Source organism: Acinetobacter sp. NBRC 110496 (assembly GCF_000876115.1).
Classification (GTDB): Bacteria; Pseudomonadota; Gammaproteobacteria; order Pseudomonadales; family Moraxellaceae; genus Acinetobacter.
Map to the genome: position 1 here is coordinate 1 of NZ_BBTF01000015.1, position 20720 is coordinate 20720.

A 20720-nucleotide genomic window follows, 5' to 3' on the forward strand; every position below is an offset into this window, starting at 1 on the left:
CATCAACATCTTGCCCGCCAAATAAATTTTTCGAGTATACATTTCCTTTAATATCTTTAAAGGTTGAGCCAACTAAAATATTCTGAGCGGGGGTAACTTGCCACTTTGTGTAGAGTTCAGCTTCCTGAGTTGTACTATGTACATAATCTGAAGAAGTATTTTGATCGATATTATCTTTATATTGTGAAAGACGGGCATGTACTGCAAGGTTTTCTAGAACATTGAGACGGCCTTTTACATTGATCGCTTCATTTTTAAAGTCTTGGGAAACTAAGTTACCATAGTTATCGTAGTCACTGTAGCCTTGGTTTTCACTGTAATCCACCGAAGCGGCATATTGCGCTTTATCAACGCCAACTTTTGCACTATAACCTTTTTGGTCAAAGCTTGCTTTTTTATTGTTTTTTGCATCTGTTACAGGGGTACCATCCGTTTCTAAACGTTGACCACGAATTTGTGCATAAAAACCATTTTCTGCTAAATCTGCACCGATCACAGATTTATAGGTTTTATTTTCACCAATTTCACCTGTTACAAAAGCAGAAGTTTTTTCAGGTGTTTTTGAAATGAGTTGTACAACCCCACCAATTGCATCAGCGCCATATAATACTGATGCAGGGCCCTTCAATACTTCAATCTGTTTAATATCTGTGGTATCGATAAATGGTAATGAGGCTGTACCAGATGTGTTTGAGTTGAGGCGAACGCCATCTCTTAAAAGTAAGGTGTGATTTGAATTGGTACCACGCAAAAAGATAGAGGCAGCTTGGCCATAACCACCACTTTGTACCATATTGATTGAAGCATCAGTTTGTAATAATTCTGGCAAAGAGGCGATTGGCGATTGTTCGAGAATCTTTGGTTCAATGATATTGATTCGCGCAGGTACATCACTGATTTTTTGTTCAGTACGGGATGCCGTCACAACAATCGTATCTAGTGTTGCAGTTTTATCGCTTGATTGATCTTGAGCAAAAGCTGGTGAAGAAAACCCCATCGCAATAGCGATAGCACCAACTAAACGCGTTGGTTGAAAAGCAATAGACATGATGTCGCTCCAGACATTCACCCGTCGTGAATGATAATGTGGAAATAAACAACAAGCAGGTCTCCGGACTTCACTATAATCATTAAATAAATGATGTTACTCATCATCTTCCCACATCATACCGATGCAGTGATTTGGCGTTGAGCTGAGATGAGTGATTCGATGTTACCGTTGCGAGGGCAGTGTCGGAATTTCACCAACTTCCCTATAAGCAAAAGAATTTGCTTTAGACTTGTTGCAAGATTACGCAAAGTATAAAGTGTTAACGTTTTTTAAACAATTGCAATTCCGAATGAACTTTGCCCAAAGTGGGTCAAATTGCATTACAATGCCAAAGTTTCAAAAATATTCAGTTTAAATTGGACAGCCCATGCGCCAAAGCCAAATGCGAACCCGCGCCAAGATTTGTGGAATTACCCGAGCACAAGATATCCATGCCGTTGTCGAGTCAGGTGCAGATGCGATTGGCTTTGTCTTCTTTCCATCGAGCCCACGTCATGTCAGCATTGAGCAGGCAAAAACCTTGGCAGAGCTGGTGCCGCCCTACGTACAGTTGGTCGGCTTATTTGTAAATGCCAGCGCTAAAGAAATACAGACGGTGCTTGATTCAGTTCCTTTGGATGTATTACAACTACATGGTGATGAAACACCTGAACAATGCCAACAAATTGCAGCACAATGCAAACGTCGCTGGTATAAGGCCATTCAGGTTAAACCAGACTTGAATGTGGTGGCTGAAATTCAACGTTATCAGTCCGCAGGTGCCAGTGCAGTGCTGTTGGATGCATGGCATCCTGAATTGAAAGGTGGCACAGGGCACAGTTTTGACTGGAATCAATTTCCACAACTTGAAATTCCACTTATCTTGGCAGGGGGCTTAACCCCTGAAAATGTCAGTGAAGCTATTGATACTACAGCGGCATTTGCTGTGGATGTCAGCGGAGGCGTCGAGTCCGCAAAAGGTATAAAAGACCAACAACTGATTGAAAAATTTATGCAAGGAGTCCAACGTGGATCAGCAAAGCCTTAGTCAAAAAAATCAAGTGATTGACTACACCCAGTTTCCAGATGCGCAAGGGCATTTCGGTATTCATGGTGGACGTTTTGTATCAGAAACGCTGATGGCTGCACTTGAAGACCTCGAAAGTCTTTATGGTCGTATGAAGAATGATGCTCAATTCTTGGCTGAATTTGACCGTGATCTTGCCTTCTATGTTGGTCGTCCTAGTCCGCTGTATTATGCTGAACGATGGTCTCAGCACCTCGGCGGTGCGCAAATTTACCTGAAACGTGAAGACCTGAACCATACTGGTTCGCATAAAGTTAATAACACCATTGGTCAGGCTTTATTGGCAAAGTTGTCGGGTAAGAAGCGTATTATTGCAGAAACGGGTGCGGGTCAACATGGTGTGGCGACGGCAACGATTGCGGCACGTTTAGGGATGGAATGTGTAGTATACATGGGTGCCGAAGACGTGAAACGTCAGGCCATGAATGTCTATCGTATGCGGTTGCTGGGTGCGACCGTGGTACCTGTACAAAGTGGTTCAAAAACATTGAAAGATGCCATGAACGAAGCAATGCGTGACTGGGTCACCAATGTTGATAGTACCTATTATGTGATTGGTACCGTGGCTGGTCCGCATCCATATCCGCAGCTGGTTCGTGATTTCCAATCGATTATTGGACGTGAAGCGCGCCGTCAAATTCAAGAACAAGCAGGGCGCTTGCCAGATGCTTTAGTCGCTTGTGTGGGGGGGGGGTCAAATGCGATGGGCCTGTTCTATCCGTTCCTGAATGATCAGGATGTGAAAATGTATGGTGTTGAAGCAGCAGGCTATGGCATTGAAACAGGTAAACATTCTGCACCATTAAATGCAGGTCATGTGGGAGTATTACATGGTAACCGTACTTACTTGATGTCGGATGCGCAAGGCCAGATCATTGAAACTCACAGTATTTCGGCAGGTTTGGATTATCCAGGTGTTGGTCCTGAGCACAGTTTCCTAAAAGACATGAACCGTGTTGAATATGTGCCAATCAACGATGATGAAGCCTTACAAGGTTTCCGTGATTTGACCAAGATTGAAGGGATTATTCCTGCACTTGAAAGCTCACATGCAATGGCCTATGTCACTAAACTTGCGCCAACCATGTCAAAAGATCAAATCATTATTGCAACAGTTTCAGGTCGTGGTGATAAGGACTTGATGACGGTTGCACGTATTGATGGCGTTGAAATGGTTGATATGTAGGTCTTTACGATGCCAAGTTTGTTTGTGGTGATGTTGGGTGGTCGGCATGCAAGAGCCAATACTGAAGTGCATGATGTGGTAATCGCAATAGGCACATCTTTGCAAGAGGTAATTCCACAGCTTAAACAAGCTTGGTTTGGTGAAGCCAACGGTTTACATATCGATGCTTGGGCACAGATTTCAGGTGTGCAATCGCAAGGTGTGAATTATCAAATTCTGTTTTCTGATGCAGCGCCTTCTGCCTCGGATGAAAAGCTCTATTTGATTAATCTGGGGGGATATTCAGCGGACAGCTTTGGTGAGTTGCATCATTATTACTTGGTTGTTGCAACAGATGCTATAATTGCAAAACAGCTAGGTAAGCAGTTTATTGGGGTGGATTGGCATAAGCCGCATACCGATCGTGTGATCGATGTGGATGACTGTCTCCCGATTGATCATGTTGCAGGGCGTTATATTCATTTGGTTCAAGGCGAGTTTAGCCCCACCATTTGGGAAAATACCTATTTACCGATTTGATCCTTCTTAACGAAAGCTTAACTTTAAGAAAAAATTATAAAACGTTGCCAATCTCGTATATAGCACTCTCAAATTGCAACTTTTTTGTAGCACTATTTACAATTCGTCCGATTAGACTTAAAACTCAAATAAAACTCTTTGGAGTAATAAAAATGGGTCTGTTAGATGAAGTAGGTAAAATTGCGGGTGCGATTGTCGCTGAACAAGGTGTCGATAAATTGGATCCAGATGCGGGTTTTCTAGAAAAAGCGGCAAGTGCTTTTGCTGGCTATGAAGCTGCAAAAATTGCTGAAAATAAATTAGAAAATCGTGATAGCGACGAGCAGGAGTCTGAACCAGCAAGTGATGATGACGCCTAATTCAGTGTCTTGGTTATTCAAAGTTCAAATATATTTAAACGAGTAGTGAAAAACAGGGAGGCAAAGGCTTCCCTGTTTTTTATTCTATGTGTAATCAAGGAATTACTTTGATTCGATCTGTTTTGGGTGCAGTTAGTGGAGAATATTGAGCGACATATTTCTCTAACGCATCAATATCCTGCCCACCACCAACTGGATTTTTCCCTTCTTTTAAGACGGTAAAGTTATCACCACCATCGGCAAGGAAACTATTTACCGTAACTCGATAGACCTTGCTGTCATTGAGCGCTTGTCCTGCAACTAAAATATTGCTGGCACGTGGTGAAACCGAGCTGTCTTTCTTATAGGAGTAACTGAGCTCTTTCGATGGTTGCAAGATACGTACTGTTCCAGTATTGGCACCTGACCATTGTTGTTCTAACACATCACGAATTTGTTTGCCTGTCAGGCTGACCGTGACAATCGAGTTGCCGAAGGGCTGTACAGTAAAAACATCGCCAAAAGTAATCTGGTTGCTACTGTTCACCAATAAATCGGCACGTACACCGCCTGGGTTCATCAGGGTAAAGTCTGAACCTTGATTACTTGCACTCAAAGCCATCGCTTGTTGCGCATCGGCAATTAAATTACCCAGTGCACTTTCACCGCTTTCGGTTGCATTACGATTAATAACACCGTTGGCTGTGCCGACCACACGTGCTGAAATGGTGGTGACTGCTTGACGATATTTATCTAAAATCGCTTCAATGCTTGGCGTTTTATTAAATTTCTCATACAGATTGGTCAAGTTTACTGTGGTTGCGCCAGAGCTATAGGCTTCACTTTGAACAGGGACTTGTTTGGCATCTTTTTTAATCACATGACCTGTTTTGCCATCCAGTTCTAACTGAATATTGGTAATAATCGTGCCATATTGCCCCGCAGAAGTCAGCAAGAATGGTTTTTGTGGATTCTTGGTCGCGTAATCACAAATATATGATTGATGGGTATGACCTGAAACCACCACGTCAACCGCAGGGTCTAGGCGATCCAAAATACCGAGTAGTGGGCCACTTAAACCATCGCAAGTCTTCTTATTAAATTTAGTACTTGGGGCAACACCTTCGTGCACGACAACTACAATCGCTTCAATTCCTTGTTTCTTTAATTCAGGAATTAAGGCATTGACGGTATCCGCTTCATCCTGAAAGTCGACATCTTTGATTCCTGCCGCCGATACGATACTTGGCGTAGCTTTCAAGGTCATCCCGATAAAGGCAACTGGAATACCGCCATAAGTTTTGACTTTATAGGCAGGGAACAAGGTTTTCTTTGGATCAGCCTTCATCGAGACATTGGCTGCCAAGAAATTAAACTTTGCACCCTCAAATTTTGGATTGATTTGACAAGGTTTGGCGCTGGTGTACTGCTGACAGCCACCATTTTGTAAGCGACGTAACTCATCTGTTCCTCGGTCAAACTCATGATTTCCCACTGCATTGAAATCAATCTGAATGTCATTCATGGTTTCAATGGTGGGTTCATCTAGGAACAGGGATGAAGTGAGTGGTGAGGCACTAATCAAGTCACCTGCTGACACGACGGCATTGTTAGGATATTGCGCACGCAGTTTTTTGATGGCATCGGCAAAATAACTGACCCCACCGACTGGGATACGTACTGTTTTGCTGTTATCGCTTGGATCATCGGCTTCAATAAAGCGTTTTGGTGGCTCTAAATTGCCGTGAAAATCATTGAAGGCAAGGATGTTGATACTTTGATTTTTGCGTTCAACGGTCGGTGTCTGGTTATTATCATTGTCGTCATTACACGCCGTTAAAGCCAGCATCATGAGACAGAGTACATTTGCTTTTAAGAGTCGTTGAGTCGTCATGTTTTTTGATCGAGTGGTATAAGATTGTTTTTTAAAATAAAACTTCTGTATGAATCTTTGATGAAATTATGAGCTAAAGAAGTTTATTAATCGCTTGGATTTATCGGGGGGAATGTGAATTAAGTTGCACTTCTTTATATAGAAATAGTAGTAAATTTGATCACTTACAGTCTATTATGGGCGTAGATGCGACCTCGCAATCATGGAATATAAAATGGATTTAATACAAGCCAATGGTCAACCGCGTTATGGACGTTTTGAGCAAGTACCTTCTCGTATTAACTTGGATGACTATGTCTATAAAACGCCTTATGGTCAGATACTCAAAGGCTGGCGCAAACAACTTAAATATAAGAAATTTAAATTCTGTGGTTTGCAGCACGCAAATTACAGTATAGGTGTCGCAATTGTCGATCTATCCTGGGCGGGTCATGGCTTTTTCTATGTCTATGATCATCAGTCTGAAAAAGTGATTGAATGGAATGCAATTCAGCCACTGGCATTAAAAACACAACTGGATGAACAGCCTTTATTTAGTCAAAGCTCTTTTAAAAAATCGGCTTATCAATTCGATATGCAGCATGCCAATGGCGTGCGTTATATCCAAGTCACCAAACATGGTGAAATTCAGTTAAAAGCACGGATTTTTTGCGCAGGTACCGACGCACTCAGTTTATGTAGTCCGACGGGCATTAATGGCTGGACCTATACCCAGAAGCAAACCACGCTGGCAGTTGAAGGATTCTTTATGAGTCCTGATCAACAACAGATTGAATTCAATGCGCATAGCCTTGCAGCATTAGACGATACCTGTGGTTTCCTACGTCCTGAAACGGCTTGGTTTTGGTTGTCTTGCCAGTTCCGTGATGCGCAGGATCGTCGGATTGGATTGAACCTTGCTTCAGGAGTGAATGAAAGTTTTGGTAATGAAAATGCCTTGTGGGTCAACGGGCGTTTGTATCCTTTAACCGATGTGCTATTCGAACAGCAAAATGAAAATACTTGGTCGATTCGCTCATTAGGTGGCTGTTTAAACCTAGTAGTGGAAACAGGTTGGTGCCGTTTTGAAAATATTAACTTGCGCCTAATTGGCAGTCAGTTTAATCAATGGCAGGCCAAAGTCAGTGGGACGATTGCGCATGACCAAGTCGAATTAGTGGTATTAGATAGCCAATATGGTTTGTTAGAACAACATTATGCGAAGTGGTAATAACGAAAATAAAAATCCCCTCAATCGAAAGGGGATTTTTTAAGGAAGTGATTTAAAGCCCTGCTTGCCAAAAAGCCTCACCTGCGGCAATCGGATCATTGGTTTTGGCCAAAGTATCAATCCAGACATCGTATTGGCGAATCACCGGATGCTGATTCGGATGAAAATCTTTTTTAAACCAGTCACGATATTGCGCTCTTTTTGCGGTTAAAATACCGTTACGACCAAAGAACCACGGCAAGCCTTTACGTGCCATATCAAAACGTTGTCTTAAGTTGAAACCATCGGTTTTGAGCATTACATCAGTACGATACAGGGTAAAACCAAACATCATCACGGTAGTAAAGACCAAGGCAAAACGACGAGTTGTTTCAGGCACTTCGCCAACTTCTCGCATTACATCAAAAGCCACATCCCGATGTTCCATTTCTTCGATGGCATGCCAAGCAAAAAGTGCACGGACAAAAGGATCTGCTTCGGCCAATGTTGCTTTTTTACTGTAAAAGGTATCGGCCATCAGTGCAGTTAGATGCTCGGCTGCTGCAGTCATGGCAATGTTGTATTGAGGAGAGCGATTTTTCAGTTCAAATCGAAAGATTTTCTTTAAGCGGGCAGTGAACTGTTCTACAGGCATGCCCTGATCTTTCATGATCTGGTTCATTTTGTCATGGGCAAGACCATGTTGCGCTTCTTGACGGATGAAATCAGCCACACGTTCCTGCAAGTCTGGATCATCAATTTTGTCGCGGAATAAACGGACACATTCAATAAAATAACGCTCGCCATCAGGAAAGGTCAGGCTTAAAGCATCAAACATACGGGTGCGGAACGGATCACCTCCAAACCAGAAGCGTGGTGCTTGATCGAGATGGAAGTCCAGTTTGGTTCTGACTACCGGATCAACTTGATAGGAAACATGTGCATTCATCGTGACTATTCCTTGTTTTTCTTCATGTACTCAGTATGGAAAAACTCCGATGAAATGTTTTGACAGTTACAGCCAAGTTTTATACAAATAACGACAGATCGGGATGAGATTGGCGTATGTCAGTTAAAATAATAATCGGATATCTGCGTTTGTTTAATCGCGTACTACAACAGGAACAAGTTGATTTGTCTAAAGTTGTTGCACCTGAGCTTTGGCAAGCCTTTCAAGCCTGTTTAGAAAATCCAGATGAAAAAGACTTTGATGTCGAACGCTATGCCTTACTACTACAGGCCGCTCAGCCGCACTTCACTCGTCCGATTACTTTGGTGCTGGCTGAACATGCCAATCTACAAGATTTGGGATTGATGGGCTATTTGGCATCGACCAGTATTGACTTGCAGCAAGCATTGCAATTATTGCAACGTTATTATTCTTTGGTGTTTAAACAAACCAATTTAGAACAGCTTGATGTACAACAGTATCCTGAATATATTCAAATTATTTGGAGCGCATCCTATAGCGACTATCGGGAAATGTATGAGCTTAATCTGGCCTTGATCTTTAAAATTGCGCAGTCGATTGTGCAAGATGCTTTAGTGCCACCGCAGATTATTCAATTTGGCTATGCACCGCATACAGCACTTTATCATTTTGAGAAATTTTATGGCTGTCCGATCCAAATTCAGCAAGGACAGTATGCCATTCGCTTTTCCAATCAGATTTTAAAGGCAAAGAGTATTGCCGCAGATCAGCAACTGAACCATGTGTTATCGACTCAAGCACAGCAGTCATTGAACAGTGTTAGCTCTTTTGAAGTTCAACAGCAGCAATTTCGTCAGAAAATACATGCCTTTATTGAGCAAGGTGTATTGCAGCAGGAAGAGCTGTTGCAGCGTTATGTCGCGAAACGCCTGCATTGTTCGGAACGGACTTTACAACGTCAGCTTAAAGCCTTTGAACTGAATTTTCAGGATGTGCTGGATCAGTATCGCTTGGAACAGAGCAAGCTGTATTTGCAGCAAGGGAAGTCTTTTTCTGAGATTGCGGAGCGGTTGAATTATGCTGATCAGAGTGCGTTTGGACGGGCATTTAAGCGTTGGACAGGAGTTACGCCTAAGCAGTTTTTAAAATCTCTTTAGATTTTAAATATAGCGCTAGGCTTGATTTAAATTATGGTATGAAATGTGATACGCGGAAATGTCATCCACAACCTGAGTAAGCCAAAGCGACTAAAGCTTTGGTGAAACGCAAGTAAGAAATGAACCTTGCGGAGCTTCAATCGCTCCTCATGTGGATGACGGATGCCTTTGGTTACTTTGGGCTAAACCAAAGTAACTCGCCGAAGGCATATCCTAGAATACGATGAGAACTAGGAGGGACGTCCTTATGATCATTGTTAATTTCAACAGATGAATAAAGAACTTATAACACGCTGTATTATTTTAACGTGTTTTGAGGCGTGGATAATTAAAGACAATGGCAAGCACTGCACAAACCGCAAGAATCCAGCAATAATAAATATTGCCAATCAATTCAACAGGTGACAGTTTGGCAATCGAGCAGGCCAAAAGCAGCTGCGCGCCGTAAGGGATAATCCCCTGAATGACACAAGAAAAAATATCCAGTAATGCGGCACTACGTTTTGGATCTACCCCATATTCTTTCGCGACTTCACGTGCCATATCACCCGATAAAATAATCGCAACGGTATTGTTGGCCACAAATAAATTCGAAAAGACCACCAGAAAGCTGATGCCCAGCTCACCAGCACGTTGTTTGCCAAATTTGAATAGGCGAGTAATAGCATAGATGCGTTGGATCAGCCACTGCAAACCACCTTCTTTTTGCATCAAGGCAGATAGTCCACCCAGCAACATGGAAAGTAATGCCACTTCAAACATGCCAACAAAGCCATCATAAATCGAACGGTTCAGTTTAAGCAGGTCAAAATCGGGCTTTTCAATCAGTCCCATCAAGCCGGATAAAATCACGCCGATCATCAGCACTGCTAATACATGTAAACGGGTAAAGGCAAGAAAAAATACCGCGACATAAGGCAGAATCAGCCAAATATCATAGGGCTTGGATTGAATCGCTTCTGCTTCATGACTCATGAAGATATAGACCAACAAGGTCATGATCGCGGCAGGAAGTGCAATCCAGACATTGACCCTGAATTTATCTCGAAGTTCAACATTCTGGCTACGGGTTGCAGCAATGGTGGTATCTGAAATCATGGATAAGTTATCGCCAAACATGGCGCCGCCGACGACTGCACCAATCGCATAGACGGGTGCAATATCTGTGGCTTGGGCGAAACCAAAGGCAATGGGGGCACAGGCTGCAATGGTGCCCATAGAGGTTCCCATTGCGGTCGCAATAAACGCAGCAATGATAAACAGCATGGGTAACACAAATTCTGGCGAAATCAGTGACAGCCCTAACTGTACGGTTGCATCGACACTGCCAATGGCACTGGAAACACTGGCAAAAGCTCCTGCCAGCATAAACACCATAAACATTAAAATCAGATTGGGATGACTGGCACCTTCTAGGAATTCTTCAATGGCTGCATTGAGTTTTTGTTTGTATAGTAGTAAAGCTAAAATAACGGCTGGAATCGCGGCTACAGGTGCTTTGACCTGATAAAAGGCAAATTCTGTCCCGATCATTGAATGATAGACACCACTCCCGAGAAAGATGATCAAAAATACCAATAGCGGTAGCAAAGCAAGAGCACTGCTTTGTACTTTTTCCTGAGAGTGGGCAGACATAAAAAATAAAAAGAAAACTTAAAAATTGCGGCTAGTATAAAGGAGCTTGGCCGATTTCTAAAATGTCATGTAATCAGCCTGAAATTAGGAAGCTTTGATCATTGAGAAAAAACTCAAAATATAGATAAATGTACACGAGGCGTTGTAAGTCGCAAGATTCACGGTCGCAATCACGTCAAACTCTGTTCAATGAACAAAAAATAGCGTTACAATGCAGTGTTTTTGTATGACTACAAACAACTCCTCAATTTATATAAATCAAGGAAAGCATAATCCTATGTCACGTCTTGCCACTCGTTTTGAACAGCTTAAATCTCAGCAACGTAAAGCGCTTGTTTCTTATGTGATGGCAGGTGATCCGCATCCACAGGTGACTGTTCCCTTACTCCATCAAATGGTGGACGCAGGGGTCGATGTCATTGAACTGGGTCTTCCATTTTCTGACCCAATGGCAGATGGTCCTGTGATTGCTTTAGCCGCTGAGCGTGCTTTGGCAGGTGGAACCAGTACTTTAGATGCATTGGATATGGTGAAAGCCTTTCGTGAAAAAGATCAAACGACACCTGTTGTTTTGATGGGATATTTAAATCCTGTCGAAGTGATTGGTTATGAAAAGTTTGTGGCTTATGCGAAAGACTGTGGTGTTGATGGTGTACTTTTGGTGGACTTGCCGCCAGAAGAGTCAGAACAATTAGGTGAAGTTCTTAAACAAAATGGAATGGATCAGATCTTCTTGCTTGCGCCAACCTCAACCGATCAACGTATCCAGCATGTGGTCAATCAAGCCAGTGGCTTTGTTTACTACGTGTCACTGAAAGGTGTCACTGGTGCAGCCACTCTAGATACCTCCGAAGCTGCAGCACGTATTGCAAAAATTAAGTCTAAGACCAATGTGCCAGTGGGCGTCGGTTTTGGAATTAGTGATGCAGCGTCTGCAAAAGCGATGGGTCAGGTTGCTGATGCCGTGATTGTAGGAAGTGCTTTCGTTAAATCTTTTGCGACATTGCCAGCCGATCAAGCTGCGCAACAGACGGTGAATAAAGTGAAGGAGCTTCGAGCTGCGCTCGATGAGTTAGTATGAGTCAAGAATTAACATCAGGGAAGGTCCTTAACCCTTCAACACCTTGGACGGAACGTCATGTCCCTGGTATTCAGGTTGCAGATCAACAGCAGACATTCAAAGCGACCTTTACTGAGCCAACGATTGAGTGTCCAGAATGCCATGCATTAGTGACACGTACTGCAATGTCATTTAATGCTTATGTGTGTCCACAGTGCGATGAGCACTTACATATGCGTGCGCGCGATCGTTTGAACTGGTTCTTTGATCAGGTCAACGCTGAGCTAGGTCAAGAGTTTGGAGCCAAAGATCCCTTAAAGTTTGTAGATAGCAAACCTTATCCAGATCGTATTCGTGAAGCACAAGACAAAACCGATGAAACCGAAGCACTTGTGGTGATGCAGGGCTCTTTAAAAGGTCTAGATCTCATTGCGTGTGCCTTTGAGTTTGATTTTATGGCAGGTTCAATGGGAACTGTGGTTGGTGACCGTTTTGTACAAGCCGCTGAGCGTGCGATTGCCTTACATCAACCGATGATCTGTTTTGCTGCTTCGGGCGGTGCACGTATGCAGGAAGGCATGTTGTCTTTGATGCAAATGGCGCGTACTGCTGCGGCAATCCAGAAAATGAAAGATGCCCGTGTTCCTTATGTCGTGGTATTGACTCATCCTGTATATGGCGGCGTGACCGCTTCATTGGCCATGCTCGGTGATGTCCATATTGCTGAACCGAAAGCCATGATTGGCTTTGCAGGCAAACGTGTCATCGAACAAACTGTGCGTGAAAAACTGGAAGAACCATTCCAACGTGCAGAATACTTGCTTGATCATGGTGTGGTCGATCAAATTGTTCATCGTCATGCATTACGTGATACTGTATACAGACTTGTCGCTAAGCTGATGAATTTACCTTGAAACCACTCGCTCCACATGCAATAGATACATTAACAACATGGCTCGATTATTGGGGCCATGTTCACGTTACAGGCATTGATTTAGGTTTAGAACGCGTTATTCCTGTTGCTGAAAAGTTGGATGTAATGCAACCTAAGGCCAAAGTATTTACTGTTGCAGGTACCAATGGCAAAGGCTCAACCACAACCACTTTAGCTGCGATTTTAAATGCACAAGGTTATAAAGTCGGTCTTTACCAATCGCCGCATATTTACCGTTTTAATGAACGGGTAAAGCTGGCAGGTGCAGAGGTCGATGACCAAAGTCTGGTAGATGCGTTTGTTGTAGTCGATCAGGCCCGTCGTGAATGTGGATTAAGTCTTTCTTTTTTTGAAGCAACCACGTTGGCTGCTTTTGTTATTTTTAAACAACAACAATGTGATGTCTGGGTACTCGAAGTTGGTCTGGGTGGCCGTCTTGATGTCGTCAATGTGATTGACCCTGATATTGCCGTGATTACCAACATTGGCTTAGACCATGTTGATTGGTTGGGTGATACCGTTGAAAAAATTGCATTTGAGAAAGCTGGCATTATCCGTCCAAATATTCCAGTGGTATTTGCGGGGCAGCAGCAACTTCCACAAGCTATTCAAGATAAAGTGAATGATGCCCAAGCGCAATTATACGCCTTAGATCGTGATTATTTTTATCAGCTCAATGATGACGGCGAAACATGGTCATTTGCATCGTCGGGTACAACTTTAAAACTTCCTGTTGGTCAGCTTGCGCTAGAAAATATTTCAACTGCTGTGGCTGCGGTATTGGTGAGTGGAGTTGAGGTTTCTCAAGCAGCAATTACCACTGGTATTCAACAGGCTCGCTTGCAAGGCCGTTTTGAAATACGCCAGATTCAAGATAAAACTGTGATTTTTGATGCAGGCCACAATGCACATGGCGTCGAATTTTTATTGAAGCAGTTGCGAAAATTCTTAAAATACAATAAACAGTACACAGAAGTTGTTGCTGTATTTTCAATGTTGGCTGATAAAGACATTCCTTCGGTCACTGATTTACTAAAAACAACAGTAAAAGATTGGTTTATTGCTAATTTAGATGTGCCTAGAGCCGCTCCAGTGCAGCAAATCCAAGAAGCATTGCAAGGGCAACAGGTGTATGAGTTTGGCAGTATCCAGCAAGCGTTTGAAACTGCGCTGAAACAAGGTCATAACAATCAGCTGATTTTAGTCTGTGGTTCGTTTCATACTTTAGAAGCGGTCTGGGAGTATTTAGAAGAATGTCGATGAATAACAAGCAACGCTGGATGGGTGGCGTTGTTCTATTAGGTGGTGGTGTTTTATTGGCAGCATTACTTCTGAAAGGTAATCAAGAAATAGAGCAAGATCAGACTCACGCGCCCGTTACTCATCCGATTCCCAAAACAGAGTCTAAGCCGAAAACAGCTCAGCCTGCTCAAGACAGTGAAATGGTGTCATTACAGCCTTTGGCCGTTGATGTTGAAACTGAAAAACGTTTGCTGGAAGAACAACGCCGTTCGCGTGAAAAAGCGGTTGCAGAACAAGAAGCACGTGCTGCTGAATTTTTAAAGATGCAGCAGCAAGCGGAAGCAGCGGCAGCACGTAAGGCGGCAGAGGAATACGCGGCGATTAACGCGCGTCGAGCAGCGGCTCAGGAAAGTTCAGACAATATTCCACCAGAGCTTGTTGAAGATGAAAAAGCCAAGGCACAGCGCCTTGCAGAAGACAAACGTAAAGCCGATGAAAAGAAGCGAATTGAACAGCAAAAAAATGATCAGCAGAAATCTGATACTGACAAGAAGTTAGCCGAAGACAAACGTAAGGCTGAAGCTGAGAAGAAAGCAGCAGAGGAAAAACGTAAGGCTGAAGCTGATAAGAAAGCGGCGGAAGACAAACGTAAGGCTGAAGCTGAGAAGAAAGCAGCAGAGGAAAAACGTAAGGCTGAAGCAGACAAGAAAGCAGCAGAAGACAAGCGTAAAGCCGAAGCAGACAAGAAAGCAGCAGAGGACAAGCGTAAAGCCGAAGCAGAGAAAAAGGCTGAAGCAGAAAAAGCACGAGATCTGATGGAAAATGGCGATAAGAAATGGATGGTGCAAGTCGCATTGGCTGCGAACCAAGCCAATGCCGATGCTGTGGTGTCTAAATTACGTGCTAAAGGCTATAAAGTAACTACTAGTCCGACTTCGAAAGGAATTCGCATTATGGTTGGCCCAGCCAAAGATCGTGATATTGCGGATGCAACCCGTAAGAAGATTACTTCTGATGAAAGCTTGAATATGAAATCGGCTTGGGTGATTGACTGGGTTCCACTTGACCAGCGATAAGTAAGACTCTTTGGGTTCGTGGACTAAGAAGATGGGTTCGACAGTTGTTGTTGAATCCATTTTACATTTTCAGGGCTGAATAAAGGATCAATGTTTTTCCAGATCACATGGAAGCCGTAACCACCTTGTTTCATTTCTTTCACTGCCTCATCAATGGACCAGTTTTCAAAAATAATACGGTACATGGCAATGGTTGCCCCAGTACGATCAGAACCGTGATAGCAATGTACCAATACTTTTTGATTATTTTGTTTGGCCGTTTGAATGGCACGCATTGCTTCTAATAAGTCTTCACGATTGATCGCCCAAGTATAAATGGGAATATGCACCAGATTAAAAGGTTGATCTTTTAAAACTTTGGCATCTTCATTTCTAGAGCGTAGATTAATGACGGTCTCAATTTTATATTTCTTCAAAATAGGGATCAATTCATTACTGGGTTGGTCACTGCGGAACACATCATTGCTAATTTGATAAAAATTATGCGTTGGTGAAATGAGCGTTCCCCAGTTTTTAGGACGTTGCTCACCATCTAGGCTAGGATGTTTCATACATCCACCTAAGCTAAGTATTGAAATGAGCGTAACGGTAATGAGCGTTGTTTTCATATTATTGATAACGATTGAATTCGACTGGATCATGCGCACAAATTAACTCAATGCTTGGCTCTTGTTGAGCGAGATATTGTAACTGTTTGAGGTTGTGCAAACGCAGTCGGTTATCTTCAGCCAATAAACGTTCAGTCAGGTTGAGGGCTCTCAATTTATTTTTCGGATTGAGCTCCAGATGGGTGTAGTAGGCATCACCACAAAATAACATCCAACCATCCAATTTTTTGATCGCAATGCCACAGTGCCCAGCCGTATGCCCGATTAGGGGAATCATTAAAATCTCATCGTGAAATAAAGGAAGCCCTTGGACTTTTTGCAGGTTAAACCATGGCTCGCCATCGTTGTGTTCAGCAAAGTTCCAATGACGATGCTGTTTAAATTGTTCTGTTTTATAGCGCAATTTTCCCTTAGTTGTGAGTAATTGGGTGGCATTAAACTCCGCAGCTAAGAGATGTATGGTCGCATTGGGGAAATCGGAAATTCCACCAGCATGGTCAAAATCCAGATTAGTCACAAAAATATGTCTGACATCACTTGGGTTAAAACCGAGTTGCTGAATTTGCTGAATGGCGGTCAGTTTGAGATTCGGCACAATCGAACCGAATTGTTTCAGTAAACGGCCTAAGCGTTGTTCGGTATGTAAATAATCTTGTGTACCTAAGCCTGTATCAATCAATACCAAGCCTTGATCCGTTTCAACCAAGAGGCAATGGCAGACCAAGTGGGCTTTCCAGCCCGTTTGTCCAAACAGGGGAGCGCAGACTGGACAAAAACTTCCGCAATGAAGATGGTGAATGTTATAGATCATGATGCTGTTTTTATTCTGTAGCGGATCGAATTATTCTTATAACGTATTGATTAAAAAAATACCAAAATAAATTTAAGCGGTACAGAAAAAGCCTATTCAGAGAATAGGCTGAGATGCATGTTATTCAATCTTGATTGGATTTATTTATTACAGATGCGATTGCGCTTTAATTTCTTAACTCACAGCAAAGCTGTTCATCTTCTTGCGAAGCTTCAGTCGCTTCTCAGGAACGAGCGTTGCTCGTTTGATCCTCACTCAGGCTGGGGCGTGAGTCTTAGATAAGGTTTGACGGCTTTATAGCCTTTCGGAAAACGTTGTTTGATTTCTTCTTCATCTTTCAATGAAGGCACAATCACCACATCTTCACCTTGCTGCCAGTTCGCTGGTGTTGCCACTTTGTGGTTATCGGTTAACTGTAGTGAGTCGACGACACGCAGCACTTCATTAAAGTTACGACCTGTTGAAGCTGGGTAGGTAATAATCAAACGCACTTTTTTATTTGGATCAATAATCACCAATGAACGTACAGTTAAGGTCTCACTGGCATTTGGGTGAATAAATCCATATAGTTCAGACACCTTGCGATCTTTGTCGGCAATGATCGGGAAATTAACTGTGGTATTTTGTGTTTCATTAATGTCCTGAATCCAGCCTTTATGTGATTCGACATCATCCACTGAAAGGGCAATGGCTTTTACGCCGCGCTTGTCAAACTCATCTTTTAACTTTGCAGTGTAGCCGAGTTCGGTGGTACAGACTGGGGTGTAGTCCGCAGGATGGGAAAAAAGGATTCCCCAGCTATCACCTAAAAAGCCATAGAAATCAATGTCGCCTTGGCTTGATTGTTGCTGGAAATTCGGGGCAGTATCGCCTAAACGTAATGTCATGATCAGTCCTCTATACATTCTTTATGTTTTCTATCTGTTTCCAATATGCAGGATCTACTTTATAAATAAAATTATTGTTTTTGTATTTTATTATGAACTTTTGAGATATTGATTATTGATCTTGTTAAAAAATGAGCAGAAATTCACATTCAAATCGATGTAAGTTAAATGCAAATTTGCTACATTAACGCATCTTTAGTGATGTGACGTCAGAATCGCCTCGCAGATTTTTTTGCCTGTTTGAATGCAAAGCACTTGTAGTTCTTATTTCTGACTCCATAATAACAGCTAAGAAAAAATTAACCGACCTAGGGTTTGTTGTTATTGACAAACCTTATAACAAACAGGATTAGAGAGTTTATTCATGTTGGCAAGTCTGATCGGAGGTATCTTCGGTACAAAAAATGAGCGTGAGCTCAAACGCATGCGTAAAATTGTTGAACAAATCAATGCGCTTGAACCGACGATATCTGCTCTTAACGATGCAGACCTCTCTGCAAAAACTCCAGAATTCAAACAGCGTTTTAGCAATGGCGAAAGTTTAGATAAATTAATGCCAGAAGCGTTTGCGGTGTGTCGTGAAGCAGCAAAACGTGTCATGGGCATGCGCCATTATGACGTGCAGTTAATTGGTGGTATTACCTTACACGAAGGTAAGATTGCCGAAATGCGTACAGGTGAAGGTAAAACCCTGATGGGTACTTTGGCCTGTTATCTCAATGCATTGAGTGGTCAGGGTGTTCACGTGATTACCGTGAATGACTACTTGGCACAACGTGATGCTGAGTTAAACCGTCCATTATTCGAATTTTTAGGCCTCAGCATCGGGGTGATTTACTCGATGCAAATGCCAGATGAAAAAGCACAAGCCTATACTTCCGACATTACCTACGGAACCAACAACGAGTTCGGTTTCGACTATCTTCGTGACAACATGGTGTTTTCTCTGCAAGAGAAAAAGCAACGTGGTTTAAGCTATGCCATCATCGATGAAGTCGACTCAATCTTGATTGACGAAGCACGTACGCCGTTGATTATTTCAGGCCAAAGTGAAGATTCATCTCATCTTTATCAGCTCATTAACAGCATTCCTCCAACATTACGTCCACAGAAAGAAGAAAAAGTGGCTGATGGCGGACATTTCTGGGTCGATGAGAAACAACGCTCAGTTGAAATGACTGAAGTTGGTTATGAAACAGTTGAACAAAAACTGATTGAAATGGGCTTGTTGGCTGAGGGTGAGAGCCTGTATTCAGCAACCAACCTGAATTTGGTACACCATGTCACCGCTGCAATTCGTGCGCATTATCTTTATCAAAAGAATGTGCATTACATCATCGGTGTGAATCCACAGACGCAGAAAGAAGAAGTCATTATTGTGGATGAAAGTACGGGTCGTACCATGCCAGGTCGTCGCTGGTCTGAAGGTCTGCATCAAGCGGTTGAAGCCAAAGAAAACATGGAAATTCAACCTGAAAACCAAACCCTTGCAACTACAACTTTCCAGAACTATTTCCGTCTGTATAAAAAGCTTTCAGGGATGACCGGTACTGCCGATACTGAAGCTGCGGAAATGAAAGAAATTTATGGCTTAGACGTTGTGATTATTCCAACACACCGTCCAATGGTTCGTGTCGATCATAACGATTTAATCTATCTAAACCGTAATGGTAAATACACCGCGATTATTGAAGAAATTACCAATATTCGTCAGCAGGGTGTTGCACCGATCTTGATTGGTACAGCAACCATTGAAGCCAGTGAAATCTTGTCTTCTAAGTTGCTACAAGCTGGTATTCATCACGAAGTCTTGAACGCAAAACAACACGAACGTGAAGCGGATATTATTGCGCAAGCGGGTAGTCCGAATGCGGTAACAATTGCCACCAACATGGCAGGTCGTGGTACCGATATCTTGCTGGGTGGTAACTGGAAAGCCAAGCTTGCCAAAATTGAAAACCCAACCCCTGAAGACGAAGCCCGTTTACAGGCGCAATGGGAAAAAGATCACGAAGATGTTTTAAGTTCTGGTGGTTTACATATCATTGGTTCTGAGCGTCATGAATCACGTCGTATTGATAACCAGTTGCGTGGTCGTGCAGGTCGTCAAGGTGACCCAGGTGTATCACGCTTCTATTTGTCGCTTGAAGATGACTTGATGCGTATCTTCGCGGGTGATCGCGTGGTTGCCATGATGCGTGCAATGGGCTTGCAAGAAAGTGAAGCCATTGAACATAAAATGGTCAGTCGTTCAATCGAAAATGCACAGCGTAAAGTTGAAGCACGTAACTTTGATATTCGTAAAAACTTGTTGAAGTACGATGATGTAAATAACGAACAGCGTAAGATCATTTATTCACAACGTGATGAAGTTCTAGCTGAAAGCACACTTCAAGACTATATCGAAGAAATGCATCAGGAAGTAGTGAAAGGTTTGATTGCAAACTTTATTCCACCTGAGTCGATTCATGACCAATGGGATATTGAAGGTCTGGAAAGTGCCTTACATAGTGATTTAGGTATCGAACTTCCTGTACAGCAATGGTTAGACCAAGATCGTCGTTTGGATGAAGAAGGCTTAGTGGCTCGTATTTCTGATGAAGTCATTAATCGCTATCGCCAACGTCGTGAGCAAATGGGTGATGAATCGGCAGCAATGCTTGAACGTCACTTTATGTTGAACTCACTGGATCGTCATTGGAAAGATCATTTGGCTGCGATGGATTATTTGCGTCAAGGGATTCACTTACGTGGCTACGCACAGAAAAATCCTGAGCAAGAATACAAGAAAGAAGCCTTTAACTTGTTTGTAAATATGTTGGGTGTGATCAAGTCAGATGTGGTGACGGATTTATCTCGTGTTCATGTCCCGACGGCAGAAGAATTGGCAGAACTTGAAGCACAGCAACAACGTCAGGCGGAATCGATGCGCCTTTCATTTGAGCATGATGATGTCGATGGTTTAACGGGTGAAGTGACTGTTTCTGAGGAAACGGAAGGATTTGCCAATACGAATGAATTCCCTGTGCCTGAGAGCCGCAATGCACCTTGCCCGTGTGGTTCTGGTTTAAAATACAAGCAGTGTCACGGCAAAATCTAGGCAGCGACATAGGTTGAGCTAAAATAAAAAAGCAGA

At 42.8% G+C, this 20720-nt stretch carries 18 protein-coding genes and 1 riboswitch; of the genes, 11 read left to right on the forward strand and 7 right to left on the reverse strand.

Features of this window, described 5'->3' with window-relative positions; all coding sequences use genetic code 11:
- A partial coding sequence (locus Aba26S_RS09360; protein WP_043971643.1) for a TonB-dependent receptor occupies positions 1-1048 on the reverse strand: 1048 nt, incomplete at its 3' end.
- A 36-nt stretch (positions 1049-1084) separates the two neighbouring features.
- A riboswitch (cobalamin riboswitch) is annotated at positions 1085-1299 on the reverse strand.
- A 119-nt stretch (positions 1300-1418) separates the two neighbouring features.
- On the opposite strand from Aba26S_RS09360, the gene Aba26S_RS09365 reads away from it, so the two are divergent.
- The 4 genes from Aba26S_RS09365 (at position 1419) to Aba26S_RS09380 (ending at position 4181) form a co-directional block, all read left to right on the forward strand.
- Complete coding sequence (locus tag Aba26S_RS09365; RefSeq protein ID WP_043971645.1) at positions 1419-2078, forward strand: phosphoribosylanthranilate isomerase; 660 nt, start codon at positions 1419-1421, stop codon at positions 2076-2078.
- Positions 2059-3303: a tryptophan synthase subunit beta gene (gene trpB / locus Aba26S_RS09370; RefSeq protein WP_005244201.1), complete on the forward strand. Its 1245-nt coding sequence runs from the start codon at positions 2059-2061 to the stop codon at positions 3301-3303. The genes Aba26S_RS09365 and trpB overlap by 20 nt, the downstream gene beginning before the upstream one ends.
- Positions 3304-3312: 9 nt before the next feature.
- Positions 3313-3822: a DUF1543 domain-containing protein gene (locus tag Aba26S_RS09375; RefSeq protein WP_043971648.1), complete on the forward strand. Its 510-nt coding sequence runs from the start codon at positions 3313-3315 to the stop codon at positions 3820-3822.
- A gap of 152 nt (positions 3823-3974) precedes the next feature.
- The gene (locus tag Aba26S_RS09380; RefSeq protein WP_043971651.1) at positions 3975-4181 is read left to right on the forward strand and encodes a hypothetical protein; all 207 of its coding nucleotides are present in this window, start codon (positions 3975-3977) and stop codon (positions 4179-4181) included.
- A gap of 94 nt (positions 4182-4275) precedes the next feature.
- Here Aba26S_RS09380 and Aba26S_RS09385 read toward each other — a convergent pair whose 3' ends face one another.
- Positions 4276-6054, reverse strand: coding sequence for a bifunctional UDP-sugar hydrolase/5'-nucleotidase (locus Aba26S_RS09385; RefSeq protein WP_005244195.1), 1779 nt, complete (start codon positions 6052-6054; stop codon positions 4276-4278).
- A gap of 214 nt (positions 6055-6268) precedes the next feature.
- Here Aba26S_RS09385 and Aba26S_RS09390 point away from each other — a divergent pair, with 214 nt between their 5' ends.
- A complete protein-coding gene (locus Aba26S_RS09390) occupies positions 6269-7264 on the forward strand; it encodes a DUF2804 domain-containing protein (RefSeq protein ID WP_043971652.1) in 996 nt (331 codons plus the stop codon).
- Between the two features lie 52 nt (positions 7265-7316).
- On the opposite strand, the gene Aba26S_RS09395 is transcribed toward Aba26S_RS09390, so the two are convergent.
- Positions 7317-8192, reverse strand: coding sequence for a metal-dependent hydrolase (locus tag Aba26S_RS09395; RefSeq protein ID WP_005244192.1), 876 nt, complete (start codon positions 8190-8192; stop codon positions 7317-7319).
- 116 nt (positions 8193-8308) lie between these two features.
- Here Aba26S_RS09395 and Aba26S_RS09400 point away from each other — a divergent pair, with 116 nt between their 5' ends.
- On the forward strand, positions 8309-9331 hold the full coding sequence (locus tag Aba26S_RS09400; protein ID WP_005244190.1) for an AraC family transcriptional regulator: 1023 nt from the start codon (positions 8309-8311) through the stop codon (positions 9329-9331).
- Positions 9332-9634: 303 nt separating this feature from the next.
- On the opposite strand, the gene Aba26S_RS09405 is transcribed toward Aba26S_RS09400, so the two are convergent.
- Positions 9635-10966, reverse strand: coding sequence for a Na+/H+ antiporter NhaC family protein (locus Aba26S_RS09405; protein WP_043971655.1), 1332 nt, complete (start codon positions 10964-10966; stop codon positions 9635-9637).
- A 277-nt stretch (positions 10967-11243) separates the two neighbouring features.
- On the opposite strand from Aba26S_RS09405, the gene trpA reads away from it, so the two are divergent.
- From trpA to Aba26S_RS09425, 4 genes are read left to right on the forward strand one after another with little or no spacing between them, the layout of a single operon-like run.
- Positions 11244-12047 (forward strand): tryptophan synthase subunit alpha, encoded by an 804-nt coding sequence (gene trpA / locus Aba26S_RS09410; RefSeq protein ID WP_043971658.1) that lies wholly within the window; start codon positions 11244-11246, stop codon positions 12045-12047.
- Positions 12044-12940: an acetyl-CoA carboxylase, carboxyltransferase subunit beta gene (gene accD, locus Aba26S_RS09415; RefSeq protein ID WP_005244181.1), complete on the forward strand. Its 897-nt coding sequence runs from the start codon at positions 12044-12046 to the stop codon at positions 12938-12940. The genes trpA and accD overlap by 4 nt, the downstream gene beginning before the upstream one ends.
- Positions 12937-14223: a bifunctional tetrahydrofolate synthase/dihydrofolate synthase gene (folC, locus tag Aba26S_RS09420; protein WP_043971660.1), complete on the forward strand. Its 1287-nt coding sequence runs from the start codon at positions 12937-12939 to the stop codon at positions 14221-14223. The genes accD and folC overlap by 4 nt, the downstream gene beginning before the upstream one ends.
- Positions 14214-15278 carry an SPOR domain-containing protein gene (locus Aba26S_RS09425; protein WP_005244177.1) on the forward strand — a complete coding sequence of 355 codons (1065 nt, stop codon included), beginning with the start codon at positions 14214-14216 and terminating at the stop codon, positions 15276-15278. Before folC ends, Aba26S_RS09425 begins: the two co-directional genes overlap by 10 nt.
- A 23-nt stretch (positions 15279-15301) precedes the next feature.
- Here Aba26S_RS09425 and Aba26S_RS09430 read toward each other — a convergent pair whose 3' ends face one another.
- From Aba26S_RS09430 to Aba26S_RS09440, 3 genes are all read right to left on the reverse strand, one after another.
- Positions 15302-15886, reverse strand: a complete 585-nt coding sequence (locus tag Aba26S_RS09430) for a dual specificity protein phosphatase family protein (protein ID WP_043971723.1) — start codon at positions 15884-15886, stop codon at positions 15302-15304.
- A 1-nt stretch (position 15887) separates the two neighbouring features.
- Complete coding sequence (locus Aba26S_RS09435) at positions 15888-16697, reverse strand: MBL fold metallo-hydrolase (RefSeq protein WP_043971663.1); 810 nt, start codon at positions 16695-16697, stop codon at positions 15888-15890.
- Positions 16698-16948: 251 nt separating this feature from the next.
- On the reverse strand, positions 16949-17584 hold the full coding sequence (locus tag Aba26S_RS09440; protein WP_005244172.1) for a peroxiredoxin: 636 nt from the start codon (positions 17582-17584) through the stop codon (positions 16949-16951).
- 364 nt (positions 17585-17948) lie between these two features.
- Between Aba26S_RS09440 and secA the strand changes: the two genes are divergently transcribed.
- Positions 17949-20684 (forward strand): preprotein translocase subunit SecA, encoded by a 2736-nt coding sequence (secA, locus tag Aba26S_RS09445; RefSeq protein WP_043971665.1) that lies wholly within the window; start codon positions 17949-17951, stop codon positions 20682-20684.
- Positions 20685-20720 lie beyond the last annotated feature (36 nt).

Bases quoted from the DNA above. Each gene is read 5' to 3' on its own strand.
- Aba26S_RS09395 (WP_005244192.1), bottom strand. From the start codon at position 8,192: ATGAATGCACATGTTTCCTATCAAGTTGATCCGGTAGTCAGAACCAAA.
- Aba26S_RS09365 (WP_043971645.1), top strand. From the start codon at position 1,419: ATGCGCCAAAGCCAAATGCGAACCCGCGCCAAGATTTGTGGAATTACC.
- Aba26S_RS09390 (WP_043971652.1), top strand. From the start codon at position 6,269: ATGGATTTAATACAAGCCAATGGTCAACCGCGTTATGGACGTTTTGAG.
- secA (WP_043971665.1), top strand. From the start codon at position 17,949: ATGTTGGCAAGTCTGATCGGAGGTATCTTCGGTACAAAAAATGAGCGT.
- accD (WP_005244181.1), top strand. From the start codon at position 12,044: ATGAGTCAAGAATTAACATCAGGGAAGGTCCTTAACCCTTCAACACCT.
- Aba26S_RS09380 (WP_043971651.1), top strand. From the start codon at position 3,975: ATGGGTCTGTTAGATGAAGTAGGTAAAATTGCGGGTGCGATTGTCGCT.
- Aba26S_RS09440 (WP_005244172.1), bottom strand. From the start codon at position 17,584: ATGACATTACGTTTAGGCGATACTGCCCCGAATTTCCAGCAACAATCA.
- Aba26S_RS09405 (WP_043971655.1), bottom strand. From the start codon at position 10,966: ATGTCTGCCCACTCTCAGGAAAAAGTACAAAGCAGTGCTCTTGCTTTG.
- Aba26S_RS09375 (WP_043971648.1), top strand. From the start codon at position 3,313: ATGCCAAGTTTGTTTGTGGTGATGTTGGGTGGTCGGCATGCAAGAGCC.
- Aba26S_RS09435 (WP_043971663.1), bottom strand. From the start codon at position 16,697: ATGATCTATAACATTCACCATCTTCATTGCGGAAGTTTTTGTCCAGTC.
- Aba26S_RS09430 (WP_043971723.1), bottom strand. From the start codon at position 15,886: ATGAAAACAACGCTCATTACCGTTACGCTCATTTCAATACTTAGCTTA.
- Aba26S_RS09385 (WP_005244195.1), bottom strand. From the start codon at position 6,054: ATGACGACTCAACGACTCTTAAAAGCAAATGTACTCTGTCTCATGATG.
- Aba26S_RS09400 (WP_005244190.1), top strand. From the start codon at position 8,309: ATGTCAGTTAAAATAATAATCGGATATCTGCGTTTGTTTAATCGCGTA.
- trpA (WP_043971658.1), top strand. From the start codon at position 11,244: ATGTCACGTCTTGCCACTCGTTTTGAACAGCTTAAATCTCAGCAACGT.
- Aba26S_RS09425 (WP_005244177.1), top strand. From the start codon at position 14,214: ATGTCGATGAATAACAAGCAACGCTGGATGGGTGGCGTTGTTCTATTA.